The organism is Draconibacterium orientale (genome assembly GCF_900111425.1).
GTDB lineage: Bacteria > Bacteroidota > Bacteroidia > Bacteroidales > Prolixibacteraceae > Draconibacterium > Draconibacterium orientale.
Genome location: NZ_FOHT01000011.1, coordinates 73,359 through 91,629, shown reverse-complemented (window position 1 = coordinate 91,629; position 18,271 = coordinate 73,359). Strand labels below are relative to the sequence as shown.

Below are 18,271 nucleotides of genomic sequence, written 5' to 3'. Positions count from 1 at the left end.
TCATTTCGGAACAGAATCAGGCTGAAAACAGTTTGTTTAAAAACATTTATTTTGATTATGCCACATACAAATGCGCTAATAGATGCTACATCGCCATATCTTTTACAACATGCCCACAATCCTGTAAACTGGCAGGTCTGGAGCGAGGAACTAATTGAAAAGGCAAAAGCCGAAGACAAATTGATTTTGGTAAGTATTGGCTATGCTGCCTGCCACTGGTGCCATGTAATGGAGCACGAAAGTTTTGAGGATGAAAAGGTGGCTGCCGTGATGAACGAAAACTTCGTTTGCATCAAGGTCGATCGCGAAGAGCGCCCCGATGTGGACCATTATTACATGAGTGCGGTTCAGTTGATGGGGCAGCAGGGCGGCTGGCCTTTAAATGTAATTGCTTTGCCCGATGGACGGCCAATTTGGGGCGGAACCTATTTCCCGAAAGAAACCTGGGTTGAGAACCTGAAAACGATTGCTGCTTTCTACAAGGGAAAACAAAATAAGGCGGAAGAATTTGCAACCCGCCTGCAGCAGGGAATTCATCAGGTTTCGTTAATGCCCGAAGTAGAAACGGCAGAAACATTCGGCCCCGAATTGTTAAAAAACGGCGTTAACGGCTGGAAAAAATATTTCGATTACAAGGAGGGCGGAAGAACCGGCGCTCCGAAATTCCCAATGCCGGTAAATCTCGATTTCTTGCTTTACTATGGTTTTATGAATTCGGATGAAGAGGTTCTGCGTTTTGTTGAAACCTCCTTGCTGAAAATGGCCCGCGGTGGTATTTACGACCAGGTGGGTGGTGGTTTTGCTCGCTATTCGGTGGATGAAAAGTGGAAAGTTCCGCATTTCGAGAAAATGTTGTACGATAACGGGCAGTTGATAAGCGTGTATTCAAAGGCATTTCAGCAGTTTAAAAATGAGGAATTTAAAACCGTTGTTTACGAAACCATTGCTTTTTCAGAACGTGAGCTGATGGACGAAAGCGGTGCTTTTTATTCGTCGTTGGATGCCGATAGCGAAGGCGTAGAAGGAAAGTTTTATGTGTGGCGAAAAGATGAACTGTTTGAAGTTTTAGAAGAAGAGTATGATTTGTTTGCCGACTATTTCAATGTAAATGGTAAAGGATTTTGGGAGCACAATAATTACATACTCCTTCGGGATCGTTCAAATGAAGCATTTGCCGAAAAGCATGGATTGAGTTTAAATCAGCTCGAGGTAAAAGTTGGAAAATGGAAATACGCTTTGTTAAAAGCACGAAGCAAACGTGTGCGTCCCGGGTTGGATGACAAAACACTTACATCGTGGAATGCACTGATGCAAAAAGGGTTGACCGATGCTTACAAAGCTTTTGGAAACGAAGAGTTTTTGAGTCTGGCAATTAAAAATGCTGACTTCATCGAAAATAACCTGATAAGAGAGGATGGTCAACTTTACCATAGTTGGAAAAATGACTTTACATCCATCGATGCATTTCTGGAAGATTATGCCTTGTTGATTGAGGCGTTTCTTGCACTTTATGAGGTCTCAGGTGATGAAAAGTGGTTAGCACTGGCCGATAAATTGGTGGATTATGTTTTTGCCCATTTTTATGATGAAGAAAAACGACTTTTTTATTTCAACCGTTTTAATGCCGACGCGGTAATAACAAATCATTTCCAGAAAGAAGACAATGTAATTCCGGCAGCCAATTCGGTAATGGCCAACAATCTGCATCGTCTGTATTTAATCCATGGAAAACCAGAGTTTCTGGAAACGGCAAAAAAGATGTTGCAATACATTACGTCGCATTTTACCAATTACCCCATGGCCTATGCCAACTGGGGAACACTGCTTTTGAAATTAACGGCACCTTATTTTGAGGTGGCGGTTTGTGGAATCAATTCTCGCTTGTTGATTGATAAATTACAAAAAGGTTTTTATCCGCATGTGCTTTGGGCATTTAACGAGCAAGAGAGTGAAGTTGCATTGTTAAAAGACCGGTTCGATCAATCCCGTGATTTGATTTATGTATGTAAAAACGGTACCTGCAACTTGCCGGTTGAAGATGTTAATGAAGCTGCCAAAAAGCTCTCGATAAAATGAAAAAGATTGAAGTATTGATTGTTGGGCAGGGCCTGGCCGGAACATTGCTGGCTTTTGAATTGCATTTGGCAGGTGTGAGTGTTCGTATCGTTAACAATCCAAAAAAAAGTACGGCAACGCGTGTGGCGGCAGGTATGGTAAATCCGCTGGTTTTTAAACGTATGACAAAAAGCTGGATGGTTGACGAGCTGTTGCCGGTAATGAAAAAACGTTATCGAGTTTTGGAAGAATTACTGAGAGAACGTTTTTATTTCGATTTGCCCATGATAAAACCGCTGTCGGAGCAGGAAACAGCACTGTGGCAGGAACGAAAAACCGACGAAAGGTTTGCGCCGTTTATTAACGAGATTTGTGAAAGCAGTCCGGTTGACCACGTTTTCAAATCTAACGCTTATGGAATTGTAAAAGGATCAGGATATTTAAAAACGGGTCTTTTCCTTGATGCTGCCAAACGATATTTTCAGCAGAAGGAATTGTTGATAGAAGCTGATTTTTCTGTTCAAGAAGACGATTTTGAAAATCGTGTTTTTCAGAATATTCAGTTCAATAAAATTGTGTTTTGTGAGGGACATTATTTAAAAACCCACCCGCTGTTTGATTTTATTCGTTTGCAACCCGCAAAAGGAGAGGTGTTGCAGATTTATGCGCCCGATCTTTCGGAAGAATATATCATTAACCGGCGTGTATTTGTGTTGCCAATCGGCGATCATCGTTTTAAAGTCGGATCAACATACGAGTGGAAAGACCTGACGGATATTCCAACAGAGGAAGGTAAAAACTCAATTGTCGATCGTTTAAAAGACCTTATTCATGTTGATTTTTCGATTGAACAACACTGGGCAGGTGTGCGGCCAACCGTTATCGACCGGCGGCCGGTTTTGGGAAAGAACCCGCAGCATGAACACGTTTTTGTGTTTAATGGCCTGGGAACAAAAGGTGTGATGCTGGCGCCTTATTTTGCGAAACAGATGCTTTGGACTTTAATGAAAGGAAATCATATTTTACCCAAAGAAGTAAACCTACAACGCTTTTATAAAAGTTAGACTTTGAGAATGTGTTTAGCAGAGTTTATTTGCGTACCTTAATTAAGGTACTAATTCATCGGTTTATAATTGTTACCGCTATTACATATACACAAGAAATCACAGTATGAACTAACGTTCACTTTAGATAAATGGCTTTCAGGCTGTTTGTAGCTCTAATTTAATCTCAAATAATTTCAATACAGATACTCCGTATTAATAGGAAGTTTATTTATTAAGGATGGGTTTGTAGTTGTCGTATAATCAGTGTGATAGCTGCTTGTGTACTTGTGTTTGTTCCTATGATTATAATAGATTGCCAATGAAGAATAAGCTTATTTCAAATAGGCTTTTTACAAAATATTGTAATACTCTTCAAAAGCTTATCATAATCAGCATAAAATAAAGTATCTTAGTTCCATATTATCCATCCATAACAATACTGAATGAAATCAAATGCAATTATTACAGTCAGATACCTTATAAGGATAAGTACTAAGCACGCAAATCGAAATTTCATTTCCAAAATTTACTCTTCTAAGTTAAGGTGAGTAGTAAAAAATCGGTAAAAATTATGCTTTTAAAGACAGGTGTAAATTTATGTGCTCTTGCGACACTGCTTTTTGGGGCGCTCTCGGCAAATGCATTGCAATCCTACCAGCAGGATACTGCTCGCATTGAATATGAAACACGGATTTCAGGAGCAACCGATAGTATTGATAAGTTGAATGCTTATTTTGATTATGGAATGTTTTTAGACGCTGAAGGTGAAACTGAAAATGCCATTACCAATCTTGAAGTTGCATTGCAAATTGCCGAAAATAGTTCGAATTATAAAGAAATGGCACGAGTGGCAAATTCTTTAGCAGCATTATACTTAATGGTTGGTGATTTAGAGGTATCAACCGCTATTTATAAAAAAGCGTTGGAGTGTGCAGAAAAAACAGAAGACAATACGGAGATCGCAAAAATTAGTATGAATCTTGCCGGTAATTATAGTTTTAACGGCGATTACAACAATGCTATAAAGTACGGTTTATATGCCCTTAAAATTAAAGAAACAACCAATAATTGGGTGCGAATATGCTATCATTATATGGCAATGAGCAATATTTTTAAGGAAACAGGGAATCTCGAAAAGCGCAAACAATATGTGCAACGGGCATACAAAATGAAGGATGTTGAAGGGTGTGCCTCGGTAAGCGACATCGCAAAAATTTACAATGGTTTAGGCGGAATAGCAGAGCACCAGTTTAAACACGAAGAGGCACTTGCTTATTACGATACGCTTAAAGTGTTTAGCGAGGAGAATGGTTTTACCCAAGGTATTGGAACGGCGTTAACAAATAGTTCGCTTATTTACATTGAACTCAAGGAATACGAAAAAGCTTTGGAAATGGTTTTGGAAGCTGAAGAATATTCGAATGGTACACCCTACGATACCGTTTTTAGCAACAATTGTAAAATTGAAATATACTGGGCCTTAAACCAACCTCAAAAGGCATTAGAACTGGCTATCGAGAATATTTCGAAAGAAGAAATGACGTATTATTCGGCGGAGCGTTTAAAATGTCTTCAGTTTTTATACGAATTAAATTTTGTTCTGGGCCATTATTCAGATGCATACAACTGGAACGATTCTTTGCATGTTTATCAGGAATATCTACGCGACGAAGATGTTCGCTCAACGATTGAAGATTTGGAGACCAAATACCAGACAGAAAAAAAGGAGCAACAAATTGAATTGTTAACTACCGAAAATCTGTTGAGAAGAAGAGTGATGCAGGCAGCTATTGTAATAGTTATAATTCTGGTATTGCTGGTAGCTTTAATTTTATACATATTACGGATTCGTCGTAAACAGGCAAAATATATTCAAAACGAATTGCAACAGCAAGTACTCCGTTCGCAGATGAATCCGCATTTTATTTTTAATGTTTTAGGATCAATACAAAACTTCATGCTAGCTAACGATTCGAAAAAAGCGGCAGGATATTTATCTCAATTTGCATCCTTAACCAGAGCCACTCTCGAATATTCATCGGAAGACACAATTTCACTAAGCGATGAGTTAAACATGCTTAAGAACTATATTGAATTGGAAAGGATGCGTTTTCAAAATAAATTTGATTATCAGATAGATTATGATGAAAATCTTGAACTGGATTTTATTAAAATTCCACCGATGATGATTCAGCCTTTTATTGAGAATGCAATAAAACACGGTTTAAAGAAACGCAACGAAGGAGGACTTTTAAAACTTCAGATTGCAGATAAAACAGATTGGATTGAGTTTGTTATTGAAGACAACGGAGAGGGAATGCCTAAAATGACAACAAAACCAAAAGGGCACAAATCGATGGCTATGAAGATTTTTGAAAAGAGAAGAAAATTAATTCAACAAAAGAATAATAAAGATTTTGAATATAGAATACAAAACCTCAAAGATTTAAACCAAAACCATTCCGGGGTCCGTATCATTATAAATATTCCTGTTCTTAACGAATAAATATCCCAAAACTATTTGTCGAAAAAAACCAACTCACGATGAAAATCACTTTCTGTTTTATATTAATTATCTGTGTTGTAGATGCAAAAATCAGTTATTGTAACTCTTCAACCGATTTGTCGGATAGTTTACGTATGCTAATAACAACGCAAACTGCTCACGATCAATTGGCAGAAACCTATCAGTTGATCAGAAAGAACCGGATTGAATTGGATGAGGACTATATACCTCTGTTAAAAGAATTCGCCGGTAAATCTCAGCGTGTTAATTATATAAAAGGTGAAATGCAAAGTTATGATATTATTGGACTGGAATACCGTTACCAGGAAATTTTTGATACAGCTTACGTTTACCACAACAAGTCTTTAAAACTTGCAATTCAGGAAAAAGACAGCACACAATTGTTTTATAACTACAATAACCTTGGGCAGGTGTTTCGCAAGCAGGATATTACAACTCTGGCTATTGATTATTTTCATAAAGCACTTGAAATTTCTGATGCTGTAGGAAATTTACGCTCGTCGTCTTATACAATGAATGCATTGGGAACCACTCTTATCCTTCAGAAAGATTACAATAGAGCAATGAGCTATTTCCGGCAGTCGTCGGCAATTGCAAAACAGCGAAACGATATGCGAACACTGGCTTATAATTATGGTTCAATGGGGGAGATATTGCTGGCAGAAAAACAAGCTGATTCGGCCATGTACTATTTCGATATTTCTCGTGATATGCTAGTTCAAACAGGTTCCGACAGTGGTATGGGAGTAGCTGAACATCTTATTGGAAAAGCTTTCTTGGCTAAAAAGGATTATACAAATGCGCGCTCTCAGTTTCAGAAAGCATTAGCGTATCATATAAAAAGTGAGGATTTACGCTATCAGGCTTATTGTAATTCGTATTTAGGAAAAATAGAAAATGAAACCGGAAATTATGCGGAAGCAAAAAAATATTTCGATTTAGCAAAATCGCAATCAGAACAGGTAAATTCGTTGAAAAATTTGATGGAAATTTATTCCGGTTATGTTGGGATGTACAAAGGATTAGCGCAGTGGAAAAATGCTTATGAAGCGAATGAAAAGCGCCATGCTTATGCCGACAGTATTTTAAATGAAAAAAGTAAAAAAACGATTGCCGCTCTCGAAATTGGATTTGAAACCAAAAAGAAAGAACAACAAATTGAACTACTTTCTGCCGAAAATAAGTTGAAAAACCAACGACTTCGTGTAGGAGTAATTTTATTAATTGTTTTAGTATTTATAATTATTCTAATTTTTTATATCCTGCAAATCAGAAAAAAACAAGCTCTTTTAAAACAAACTGATTTGCAACAGCAAGTACTTCGTTCGCAAATGAATCCGCATTTTATTTTTAATGTTTTGGGATCTATTCAAAATTACATGCTTGCCAATAGTCCGAAAGAGGCGGCCGGATATTTATCTCAATTTGCATCGCTAACCAGGGCTACTCTCGAATATTCTTCGGAAGATACAATTTCGCTAAGCGATGAAATTGCCATGCTTCGAAATTATATGGAACTGGAACAAATTCGAAAGCCCGGTATTTTTGAATTTGTGATAGAAAAAGATGATGAGCTGGAATCTGATTTCATTCAGGTGCCTCCAATGATGATTCAACCTTTTATTGAAAACGCTATTAAACATGGGTTTCAAAATATTGATTATGTTGGTAAGTTACGACTATCAATTACCGATAAGCTGGAATATGTTGAGGTTGTGGTTCAAGATGATGGTGTTGGAATTGAGACTACGAGTGAATCGAGCAAGAAACACCGGTCAATGGCTATGGAAATTTTTGAAAAAAGAAGAAAACTTATTCAACATAAATTCAATAAAGATTTTATATTTGATATTTCTAATCTGAAGAATTTAAATCCTGAAACTTCAGGAGTAAAAGTTACGCTTCAAATACCGGTACTTGATAATGATTAAAGCCGTAATAATAGACGACGAACCTGCAATGCAACAGGTTAACAGCCAGTTGTTGTCTGAATATTTTCCTGCTATTAAACTCGCAGGTATTGCTGATTGTATTGAAGAAGGTGCAAAGTTAATTCTGAAGGAGAGTCCTGATTTGGTATTGCTCGATATTGAGTTAAAAGACGGAACAGGCTTTCAATTGCTTCATAAACTAAAGCCTTACGATTTTAAAGTGGTCTTTATTACCGGTTTTCATTCGTTTGCTATTAAGGCTATTAAATTTAGTGCGCTCGACTATATTGTAAAACCGGTTAACGAAACTGAATTTCAGCAAGCAATACAACGTGCTGTGGAATTAATAGAGAAGAAAGAAAATTCCGATGCACAGCTGAATGTTTTAATGACCTCGTTGCAAAACGAAAATAAAAGCAAAAAACTGGTGCTTCGAACTGCCGAATCGCTGCATGTAGTTGATGTGGCGGATATTTATTATTGTAAAAGCGATAATAGCTATACAACGTTTTATTTTCGGGATAACGAAAAGATTTTAGTCTCGAAAAGCCTTAAAGATTACGAAAACCTGTTAAGCGATTACGGTTTTTACCGGGCTCACCAATCCTATCTTGTAAATTTAAATCACATAAAAAAGGTAGATAAAAGTGATGGTGGTTTTATCATCATGAAAAATAAAAAAGAGGTGCCTGTTTCAATGCGGCAAATGAAGAAATTAATTTCGTTGTTGAGCCAGCTTTAACAGTAGCCTTTTTTATATTCCTTCCATTTATTTGCAGTTTCAAACTCAAACCAAACGCTTTCAAGTTTGGTGCGTTTGGCACTACATAATTGTGCTTACTTGTGTATGGTTTTATAATTAATACCAGGTTTAATGCACACACCAATAGATAAATTAGTTCTGTCAACACGCGATTCCTATCACTTAATTGAAGTGGAAAGTATAATTTATTGCAAAAGCAATAATAGTTGTACTACTTTCTATCTTGTTGGAGGAGAGGAGATTAAGGTTTCTGTGTCGATGAAGAATGTCGAGAAAAGACTTGGTAATAAATATTTTATACGACCGCACCAATCATATTTGGTTAATGTGCAGCATGTTAAAACAATTCAGAAAGTAAGTGGTGGCGGCCTTGTACTCGACAATGGAAAAAGTATAACAATTAGTACACGAAAAAAGGGAGAAGTATTGCACTTTCTCGAAAATATTAAACGGATTCAAGTTTGATGCCTGCACATTCATTTTAGCCTGGTAAGCAGAACTCAATTTTCATAATTTTGAATAAACAAAACAAAAACCATACTACCATGAGATGTACAACTTTACTCATTACCGTACTGACTTTGCTTGTGTTTTCAACATCGCTTAATGCTCAGGTTAAGAGTGTTGAAAAGGAGGCTGAACGGCAAGGAACCAAAAGAATAAATCGAAAAATCGATAAAGGAGTTGATAAAGGCTTCGACAAAATAGAAGAAGGAATCGGCAGCCTTTTCGGAAAAAAGAAAAAGAAGAAGAAAAAAGGCCAGGCTGAGCAAGTAAATACTTCAACGGAAACCAGCTCAGAATCAGCAGTTGGTAATTCGTCAGCTCAATCTCCTTTGCAAGCTCAGGCAATGGATGTTCAGTGGAGCAAGTTCGATTTTGTACCCGGCGATGAAGTTATTTTTGAAGACGGGCCGGATATTATGGAGGAAAACGGTGAATTTCCAAGCCGTTGGGATCTGGAAACAGGGCAAGTAGAAATTGCACAGGTAAACGGCGAAACCGTAATGATGTTTCTCGACGGCGGCAAAATAATACCCTATCTTGAAAATTCGAAAGAAGATTACTTGCCCGATGTTTTTACCGTAGAATTTGACTTTTACACCCCTAAAGGCGGGAATAGATTTTCTTTTTATTTAACCGACACAAAGAATCAACCTAATTCAGTATCTCAAGAGTTTGAAGTTACACCAATCCGCGTTTCTACTCCGGGTGGCGATTATGTTGAACATTCAGAAAGAGATTATACGTATTGTAAAAATGGTTGCTGGACGCATGTGTCGGTGGCTTTCACTAAAGGAAAACTAAAGGTATATCTTGATGAAACACGTTTAATAAATATTCCTCATTACGAACACAATCCAACAGGATTTACAATTTACCCCTATTTTGCAGATGCATCAGAAAATAAAGCGTTTTATGTTAAGAATGTAAGAATTGCAAAAGGTGGTGTGAAATATTACGACCGTGTTCTTTCCGATGGAAAAATTATTGTAAACGGTATTCGTTTCGATGTTAACCAGGCTACAATAAAACCCGAAAGTAATGGCGCTATCAACAAAATATTTGAGTTGATGCAAAAACAGCTCGATTTAAACTTTAGTGTTGAAGGACACACCGATAGCGATGGCGATGAAGCAAAAAACCAAACACTCTCAGAACAACGTGCCAAGGCAGTAATGGATCGCTTAATTAGTATGGGCATATCAGCTAACAGATTAAAATCGGCAGGTTGGGGCGAAAGCAAACCATTAGCAGCTAACACCACTGCCGAAGGAAAAGCAAACAACCGCCGTGTTGAATTTGTAAAATTTCAGGGTAACGCAGCACCTTCTGGTTCCAGCAGTAGCATTGGGAATTCCGCTTTCGACAAGCTCGATAAGAAAGCAATAGGTGCAAAACTCGAGGAGTTACCTGAAACTATTAATATTCCAGTATCTAATCCTGATGGAATTGTGAACGGTGCCGGCACCGTAATTTTGTTCGCAACATCGGATGGAAACTTAGGTAAAATGGAAATTCTTGACGTTGATGAATCCGACAATTATAAACTTACAGTAAAATATGTAACCTATAATTACAATGGATCGATTCACAGTCAATCCGATCATTTCGAAATTCCCGGAACTTACACCTGCGATTTCGACAAGGGAACTATTGAAAATGTAATTTATTCCGAAGTAGATCTTCGTTTGGGTAGAGAAAGTAAAACAAACACAACGCTTTACCAGGGAGAAACTTCAATGCTTCGAATCTTATAATAATGGGTGTAAATGCCCCTAAACAAATCAGTTAAATAACAAATTATGAAAAAGTCAATTTACGTACTTATAGTTTTAATGTGTGTTTTTAGTGTAAGTCTTAACTCTTGTAGCAAAGACGATGATGGCGATATTACAACTCTTGATGGGAAATACACATTAGTAATGGATGGAACAACAGTTGCCAGTGGCGAAACCGAAGAAGTGGGAATGGTTGGAAATGCCATTTCTTTATCTCTGGGAGAAGATTTTGGCTTTATCGTTGCCGGAGTGCCTGAAACAGTAGGTGACGAAGCAGAAATAGGTGCACAGGGCAGTGGTGTTTCTGTATCGATTACAGGAAAAAATTTACTGAAAAGTGGCGATGATGAAATGTATTTCTCCATTAGTGGAACAGTAAAAAGAACTTCCTCCAGTAAAATTACTTTCGAAGGAACTTGCACAGAGTTTGGAAGTACAATGGTTCATACATTTAGCGGAAGTGCAGAATCAGCAGCATATAAAATTATATAAACAGTATTTGAAGAATACCTCAAAATTGCATGAGTAGTTTTGCTGGTATTCTTCTCCCCAATCTCTTTAAAACGCTTTAATTTAAACTGCTATGAAATATCTGCTTCTTGTTTTAATCATCTTCGTAAATGGATTTTCATTTGCTCAGGAAAACCAAATTGCGGGAACCTGGAAACTGACGGAGATTAGAAAAGGAGAAGAATCGAAAGAAGTTGACAGTGGTTATATTTTTGAAGAAGGAGGTGTCCTGAAATTAGGCTTCTTCAATATGGAGGAGATAATAGAAGCTGGCACTTGGAAATATAATAAAACTGATAACGCGATAGAAATGATCAGCGATATTGATACGAATTGTAACGGTAAAGCGAAAATCCTAAAGCTCTCGGCGAATAAAATGGTTTATAAAAAAGATGCCTTGGAATACCATTTTACAAGAGAAAGTGAAAATTCGGTAAGGCTTACTAATCTTGAGTTTTCGGAAGCTGATTTTTTTACCGAAGATGGCAATTACAAATACGACGGAGAAAAGGAAAAGTTGCCCTGGCAAGATATTGTGGCAATGATTAGAAACATGGAAGAAGTAGGTAGCCTGGTTTATGATTATTCTGAATGGAATGAAACCACAAAGTCTTTTGATAAAAAACAACTTACTGCTGATGTGATTGCTAACAGCGAAGAGATGGCGCTTAGTATTGATTATATTTTTTATGGTTACGATAAGTACAATCTTCCCGAAGATGCAGAACTACCATCCAACAACGATTACACAACGTCACTTTATCCCGAACAGGAAATTAATTTCAGAATTACCGTAACTGAAGAATTAACAACACCTGCCGGGGCGTTTACGTGTACAGTTATAGAAGCAGTGGAAGCTGAGACGAAAAAAATGTTGTGGATGATAAATGACCAACCGGGTGTTTATGCCAAAATTATTATTGAAAAACCAGGAATGTTTGGCGCTTTTTACCACGGAGTATTTGAGTTAAACAATATTGTGTACAGGTTTTAAAAGAGCAGTTTGATGGAAGGAACTTCTTTGAAATTAGCAGTAGGTATTGTTCTTATATTTAATATAAAAATAGTTCAATCTATTCCTCTAATTCTAATAATAGCATTGAAATTGCTAAAACAAAATTAAAATTCTTAGGCTCAAAATTACTGAAGTTTAAATGACAGCAGTTTGAGCAAAACATAATAAATAATAACCCAAAAAAACTAAAATTATGAATTGGTATTTAAAAGTATTAAAACAGTATGCCGACTTTAACGGTCGTGCCAGAAGACAAGAGTATTGGATGTTTGTTGTTTTCAATATCATTTTTTCGATAGTTGCCGGAGCTTTAGATGCAGCTTTCGGAAGCTGGGGAGCAATTGCTGGACTGTATGGGCTAGTCGTATTAATTCCTGGTCTTGCAGTAAGTGTTAGGCGTTTGCACGACATTGGCAAAAGTGGCTGGATGTTACTGGTTGTCTTAATTCCGGTAATTGGCACAATATGGCTTATCATTCTGTTTGCCACCGAAGGTACTACCGAAAGCAACGAGTACGGAGCTAATCCTAAAAATTAGAATTCTTCCGAAATGAAAAAAAGACAATCACCCTTAGGAACATTGATTTTTGCCATAGTATTTTTTGTGGGCGGTTTAATGGCCTACCAATACCTAACCAAGCCTATTGCCGAAGAAGCAAAAGCAGCTAAAGAGTGGCCAACAACGCAGGGAACCGTTACGCTTGCAAAATTGAACAAAACCCGCAATGACGATGGAAATGATATGTATTCGGCAAGTGTACAATACGATTATACTGTCGAGGGGAAGATATACAACGGCTCTGGTATTAGAACGCTCGACGGATCGACCAGCTCGAGCAGCAGCGTAAAAAAAACACTGAAGAAATATGCATTAGGAAAAGCGGTAACAGTACATTACGATCCTGAATTTCCAAATATTGCAGTACTTGAACCCGGTACAGGATTTCTCATGGGAATACTGTTAAAGTTGCCATTGCTGTTCTGTATTGTTTCTGTTCTAATGGTTGTAGCGCTGTTTAAAAGACTTCTGTTTGGCAGGTAACAAAAAGAGGAGATTACACACACTCATTAAAAATTAATAAAAAAACTTATTATGAATTCACACGAAGTAGATTATAAAATTGGTGGTCACGATATTCAATATGTAGAAATTGAACTCGACCCAAACGAAACCGTAATTGCCGAAGCCGGAGCAATGTTATACATGAAAGACGGTATCGACTTTCAAACAAAAATGGGCGACGGATCAGAACCTGATAAAGGACTTTTTGGAAAGCTGTTATCGGCAGCTTCGCGAAAAATCGCCGGCGAATCAATCTTTATCACTCATTTTACACATCGCGGAATGGGAAAAAGCCATGTAGCTTTTGCCGCTCCGTATCCCGGAACCATTGTTCCGCTTGAGTTGAATGAGTTGGGAGGAAAAGTAATTGTGCAACGCGATGCGTTTTTATGTGCCGCTCTGGGAACAAAAATAAGCATGCATTTTAACCGTCGTTTAGGAGCCGGATTTTTTGGTGGCGAAGGATTTATTCTGCAAAAACTGCAAGGCGATGGACGAGCATTTATTCATGCCGGTGGAACTTTGATTGAACATGAACTGAATGGCGAAACACTGCGTGTGGATACCGGTTGTGTTGTTGGGTTCCAGGAAGGAATCGACTTTAGCATCGAGCAGGCAGGCGGACTTAAATCGATGGTGTTTGGTGGCGAAGGATTATTCCTTGCTACGCTTCGGGGCACCGGAAAAGTTTGGTTACAGTCAATGCCAATTAGCAAGTTAATCGATCAGCTTTCTCCGGGAGGTTCAAATGCCAATAAAGGCGAGCGTGGCGGATTGCTCGAAAACTTATTGGAAGGATAAAACGCCAAAACATATTAAAATAGCTTTTTTGAGGATTGATTGCCTCAAATTCAATTATTTATAAAACAAAATCATTATTAACCATTTAATTTTTAAAAATGAAAACACTCTTAAGAACACTTTTAATTGTTTCTCTGTTTTTTGTAGTTACTAAATCGCAGGCCCAAATTAGCGTTGGCGGCGGTCTTTGGTACGGAAGCGACATTAACACTATTGGTATCAGTGCAAACGGTCACTATTCTTTTGATGAAAAATGGAGTGCGGCACCCTCGTTCACCTATTTCTTCGAAAAGGACTATGTAAAATGGTCGGCACTTGATTTTGATGCCAACTACAACCTTACCGAATTGGAAAACATTGGAAGCCTTTATGCAATTGGCGGATTAAACATTACTTTTTGGAGTTTCGATTACGATGGAGGAACCATTGATATGGGCGAGTTTGGCTCGTATGATCTTGATGTAGATGCCTCCGGTTCTGACGTCGGATTAAATCTTGGTTTAGGTTTAAATATTGCAACATCAGACAAGTTGGCTATAGCTCCCGAAATTAAATATACCGTTAGCGATGGTGGCTACCTGCGCATTGGTGCCAAAATTTTATTCGGAATATAGACATATAACGTAGAATGATTGGAAGAGGTTGGACAGGAAATTTTTTTTTGAAAAACCTCTTCCTTTAATCAACTTGCACACTTTATTTCCCACATTAATACAACCTGCTCTAAACAATATCATAAAATGAAAAAGATAATAATCCTGGTTTTGGCTATTATTAGCTTAAACGGTTTTGCCCAGGAAGCAAAAAAATATGCCATAAAATCGGGCTACATAAAATACGAGCTTACCGGAAATACAACAGGAACAAAAGAACTTTGGTGGGACGACTATGGCCTGAAAAGTTGCGAGCGCGAAAAGTCAACAACCACAACAAAAATGTTTGGTATAAAAAATACCGAAGAAAAAGATATGTGCACAGTTTTGGTAAAAGATAAGTTTTGGGTAGCCGATTATATTGAAGGCACCGGAACAAACGGAACAATGCCGTATTACCAGGATGCGCAGGATTTTGCCAGCGAAATGACCGAACAAGAGCAACAGGATTTTGCCGATGAATTGCTGGAGCAACTGGGGGGTAAAAAGCTGGGTACTGAAAAACTTGGCGCCTACACGTGCGAAGTAATTAAATTAATGGGTGCAAAATCGTGGATATATAAAGGTGTTCCTTTAAAAACCGAAGCAAAAATAATGGGTATTGAAGCCAATGAAAATTTTGTTGATTTTGATCCTAATGCAAAAGTTGCTTCATCTAAATTTAATCCTCCCGCAGGTGTTGATTCCGAAAGCATCTCCGAACAACAGCAGCAACAAGGGTTGGGCGGATTAATGTCGGCTTTTGGTGAAATGGGAGATATAGATGATTTTGAGGATGAAGACGAAGATATACTACTGGTTAATTATGATTTCGACGAGTTTACCGAAGTTATTGAAAATTGCGAGATAGCCGGGTATCAGTCGTTTGCTACGGCTAATTCTGATGGAATTTATGTAGCTACTTTTATTAAGGGAACGCAAACCATTGCCATTACAATACAAGCCGATAGAAACGTGGATAAAGATGATGCCGAATTTAAATCGTTACAACGATTTGGAAGTGGCAACAGAAATTACCGATATGGCGACCTTTCAGAAGAGGATGGATCGGCATTGCTTGTTGAATATCCCTCGCACAGTATGTTATTAACAATTGTTGCCATGCCCCGCATGAGCAAGGATGAAATGATGAAAATAGAAGATAAGCTTCAGTTTTAAACTGGCTTAAATTGGGTAGAATGATCCCTTGGCCGGATAACTTTTGTTATTCGGTTCAAGGGACTTTTTTGTGGTTACAAACTTTTTTTCCGACCTTTGTTCTAATTCCAAATTTGAGATTTAAAAAAATTACCAAACAAAAAAACATGAAGAAATTACTTATTCTACTTTTTATTATTCCTGCACTGGCATTTGCGCAACAAGAGAAAAAAGATACGCTATGGACAACAAGCGGAAATGCTACATTTAATTTCGCACAGGTATCGTTAAGCAATTGGGCTGCCGGAGGAAAAAGTTCAATGTCGGGGGTGATGATGTTTAACTACGCTGCCAATTATAAAAAAGATAAATTGAGCTGGGACAATAGTTTCGATTTCCGTTATGGATTTTTGAAAGAAGAAGATCAGAAGGTGCGAAAGTCTGACGATAAAATCGATATCAGTTCGAAATTGGGTATCGAGGCCAGCGGAAACTGGAATTATGCAGGTTTATTAAACTTTAAATCGCAATTTGCAAAAGGGTATAATTACCCTGATACCGATAATGCCATCTCAAAATTTATGGCACCGGGTTACCTTACTTTTGGTGTTGGTATGGACTATAAAACTGATGTGCTGTCGGTTATGATGGCACCTGTTTCGGGAAAACTTACTTTTGTAACCGACGATGATTTGGCTGCTGAAGGAGCCTTTGGTGTTGAGCCCGGGAATAATTTACGGGCAGAAATGGGAGCTACCGTTAAAGCGCAGCTTAAAAAAGATATTATGAAAAATGTAACGCTCGATACCAAGGTTGACCTTTTTTCGAATTATCTTGATGAGCCTAAAAACATCGATATCGACTGGACATTTAAGATCATTATGAAGGTGAACGATTATTTATCGGCCAACCTGATTACCCAAATGATTTACGATAATGATGTAAAAATTCAGGGCGACGATGAAACCCTTCCTCCATCGCCTGGCTTACAGTTTATGGAGTCGTTTGGAGTAGGACTGACGTTTAAATTCTAGTTGAATACAAAAATATTGAGAGAAGCTTTCTGCGTTTGCGGGAAGCTTTTTTTGTTTAGCTACGGGGCGCGAGCCTCTGACTTCTAGCTTCGAGTAAGACCTCACGTCGGTTGGCAAAATATTTTACCACAAAGTTTCACAAAGCAGGCACAAAGTTTCACAAAGAAGAAGAAAGCGATTCCGGGCAAGCTGCAATTTTTCAATTTGTCAGTTTTTCAATCTTTATCAATCTTTTCTTACCACAAAGTATCACAAAGCAGGCACAAAGTTTCACAAAGAGGAAGGAAGTAGTTTTCGGAGATTTACAATTTATCAGTTTTTCAATCACCATCAATCTTATATCAATCTCCATCAATCTTTTTTACGACAGAGTTTCACAAAGAGGAAGGAAGCAGTTTTCGGAGATTTACAATTTTACAATTTATCATTTTTCAATCTCCATCAATCTTATATCAATCTCCATCAATCTTTTTGCTAACGGCTTAGCGGCTTGCAGCTAGTGGCTACCCTCACAACACCGTTCCCAAAGTAATAAGTAAAATACCCGTAAGAATTCCCGCCAGGTAAGCGCCTTTCTTTTTCAGGTTTTGTTCTTTAAACAGCACACCGCCAACAACAAAAGCTACCAGAACACTTCCGCGGCGCAGTGCCGAAATAACCGAGATCAAAGCATCTTCGTTGCTGAGGGCATAAAAATACAGGTAGTCGGCAATTACCAGAAACAGCCCAATAAGCGGGATGGTCCAGCGCCATTCGAAAGTAATGTTCTTGCGTTTTCTGATCTTTTCATTCAGCAAAACAAAAGGAAGTAAAATTACCACCTGGTACACCGAAAACCAGGCTTGTACTGCCACGCGGTCGATGCGTTGTAAAATAAACTTGTCGTATAAACCACTACAGGCGCCAAGCAACGTTCCGGCAACAATATAGTAAATCCATTTATTGCGTTTGAAGTTGATGCCCTCCAGTCTTCCGGCAGTGGAGAACAGGTAGAAAAACAGGAGTGTAATAACGATCCCGATCCACTGATAGACATTTAAACGTTCATGAAAAATGATCAGGGCACCAATTAATGTCCAAAGCGGACCGGTAGCGCGAATGGGCGCCACAATGGTAATGGGTAAATGTTTCAGAGCAAAAAAGGCAAACACCCAACTTGATACTACAATGGCCGATTTCAGTAATACCTGAAGGTGCTCGAAAGTGCTGAGTTTGGGAACATACAGTCCGGTGTTGGCAAGCAGATCGGGCGACTTAAACGATAAAATAATTAAAGGTGAAAACAGCAAGGTACTGGCAACAGTAGAAAAAAACAATACCGGCATAACTGCATTGTTGTTAACCGATTGCTTTTTAAAAATGTCGTAAATGCCCAGGAATAAAGCTGATGCTAATCCGAATAGTGCCCACATAACGTTTTATAAAGCTGCCAAAAGTAGCCGTTTTCATCGAGT

Annotated in this window: 17 protein-coding genes; 16 read left to right on the top strand and 1 reads right to left on the bottom strand. The window is 38.1% G+C overall.

What is annotated here, in order from left to right:
- Positions 1-57 precede the first annotated feature (57 nt).
- The 16 genes from BMW53_RS08090 (at position 58) to BMW53_RS20755 (ending at position 17,317) form a co-directional block, all read left to right on the top strand.
- Positions 58-2,076, top strand: coding sequence for a thioredoxin domain-containing protein (locus tag BMW53_RS08090; RefSeq protein ID WP_038565567.1), 2,019 nt, complete (start codon positions 58-60; stop codon positions 2,074-2,076).
- Entirely contained in the window at positions 2,073-3,119 is a 1,047-nt protein-coding gene (locus BMW53_RS08085; protein WP_038562621.1) for an NAD(P)/FAD-dependent oxidoreductase, read from the top strand. The genes BMW53_RS08090 and BMW53_RS08085 overlap by 4 nt, the downstream gene beginning before the upstream one ends.
- Before the next feature lie 553 nt (positions 3,120-3,672).
- On the top strand, positions 3,673-5,607 hold the full coding sequence (locus BMW53_RS08080) for a tetratricopeptide repeat-containing sensor histidine kinase (RefSeq protein WP_139178060.1): 1,935 nt from the start codon (positions 3,673-3,675) through the stop codon (positions 5,605-5,607).
- Positions 5,608-5,645: 38 nt separating this feature from the next.
- Complete coding sequence (locus BMW53_RS08075) at positions 5,646-7,559, top strand: tetratricopeptide repeat-containing sensor histidine kinase (protein ID WP_038562618.1); 1,914 nt, start codon at positions 5,646-5,648, stop codon at positions 7,557-7,559.
- A complete protein-coding gene (locus BMW53_RS08070; protein WP_051568070.1) occupies positions 7,552-8,301 on the top strand; it encodes a LytR/AlgR family response regulator transcription factor in 750 nt (249 codons plus the stop codon). The genes BMW53_RS08075 and BMW53_RS08070 overlap by 8 nt, the downstream gene beginning before the upstream one ends.
- A gap of 132 nt (positions 8,302-8,433) precedes the next feature.
- Entirely contained in the window at positions 8,434-8,787 is a 354-nt protein-coding gene (locus tag BMW53_RS08065) for a LytR/AlgR family response regulator transcription factor (protein WP_051568069.1), read from the top strand.
- A gap of 80 nt (positions 8,788-8,867) precedes the next feature.
- Positions 8,868-10,583, top strand: a complete 1,716-nt coding sequence (locus BMW53_RS08060; RefSeq protein WP_051568068.1) for an OmpA family protein — start codon at positions 8,868-8,870, stop codon at positions 10,581-10,583.
- A gap of 45 nt (positions 10,584-10,628) precedes the next feature.
- Positions 10,629-11,096 carry a hypothetical protein gene (locus BMW53_RS08055; RefSeq protein WP_139178059.1) on the top strand — a complete coding sequence of 156 codons (468 nt, stop codon included), beginning with the start codon at positions 10,629-10,631 and terminating at the stop codon, positions 11,094-11,096.
- Between the two features lie 91 nt (positions 11,097-11,187).
- Positions 11,188-12,108, top strand: coding sequence for a hypothetical protein (locus tag BMW53_RS08050; protein WP_038562614.1), 921 nt, complete (start codon positions 11,188-11,190; stop codon positions 12,106-12,108).
- Between the two features lie 214 nt (positions 12,109-12,322).
- Positions 12,323-12,667, top strand: coding sequence for a DUF805 domain-containing protein (locus BMW53_RS08045; RefSeq protein ID WP_038562612.1), 345 nt, complete (start codon positions 12,323-12,325; stop codon positions 12,665-12,667).
- Between the two features lie 12 nt (positions 12,668-12,679).
- On the top strand, positions 12,680-13,171 hold the full coding sequence (locus BMW53_RS08040) for a DUF3592 domain-containing protein (protein WP_038562610.1): 492 nt from the start codon (positions 12,680-12,682) through the stop codon (positions 13,169-13,171).
- A gap of 51 nt (positions 13,172-13,222) precedes the next feature.
- On the top strand, positions 13,223-13,993 hold the full coding sequence (locus BMW53_RS08035; protein ID WP_139178058.1) for a TIGR00266 family protein: 771 nt from the start codon (positions 13,223-13,225) through the stop codon (positions 13,991-13,993).
- Between the two features lie 98 nt (positions 13,994-14,091).
- Entirely contained in the window at positions 14,092-14,607 is a 516-nt protein-coding gene (locus BMW53_RS08030; RefSeq protein WP_038562606.1) for a hypothetical protein, read from the top strand.
- Positions 14,608-14,733: 126 nt separating this feature from the next.
- Positions 14,734-15,804, top strand: a complete 1,071-nt coding sequence (locus BMW53_RS08025; RefSeq protein ID WP_038562604.1) for a hypothetical protein — start codon at positions 14,734-14,736, stop codon at positions 15,802-15,804.
- 146 nt (positions 15,805-15,950) lie between these two features.
- Positions 15,951-16,817: a DUF3078 domain-containing protein gene (locus BMW53_RS08020; protein WP_038565556.1), complete on the top strand. Its 867-nt coding sequence runs from the start codon at positions 15,951-15,953 to the stop codon at positions 16,815-16,817.
- 110 nt (positions 16,818-16,927) lie between these two features.
- Complete coding sequence (locus BMW53_RS20755) at positions 16,928-17,317, top strand: hypothetical protein (RefSeq protein ID WP_038562602.1); 390 nt, start codon at positions 16,928-16,930, stop codon at positions 17,315-17,317.
- Between the two features lie 9 nt (positions 17,318-17,326).
- On the opposite strand, the gene BMW53_RS08015 is transcribed toward BMW53_RS20755, so the two are convergent.
- On the bottom strand, positions 17,327-18,229 hold the full coding sequence (locus BMW53_RS08015) for an EamA family transporter (protein ID WP_038562600.1): 903 nt from the start codon (positions 18,227-18,229) through the stop codon (positions 17,327-17,329).
- Between the last annotated feature and the right edge of the window lie 42 nt (positions 18,230-18,271).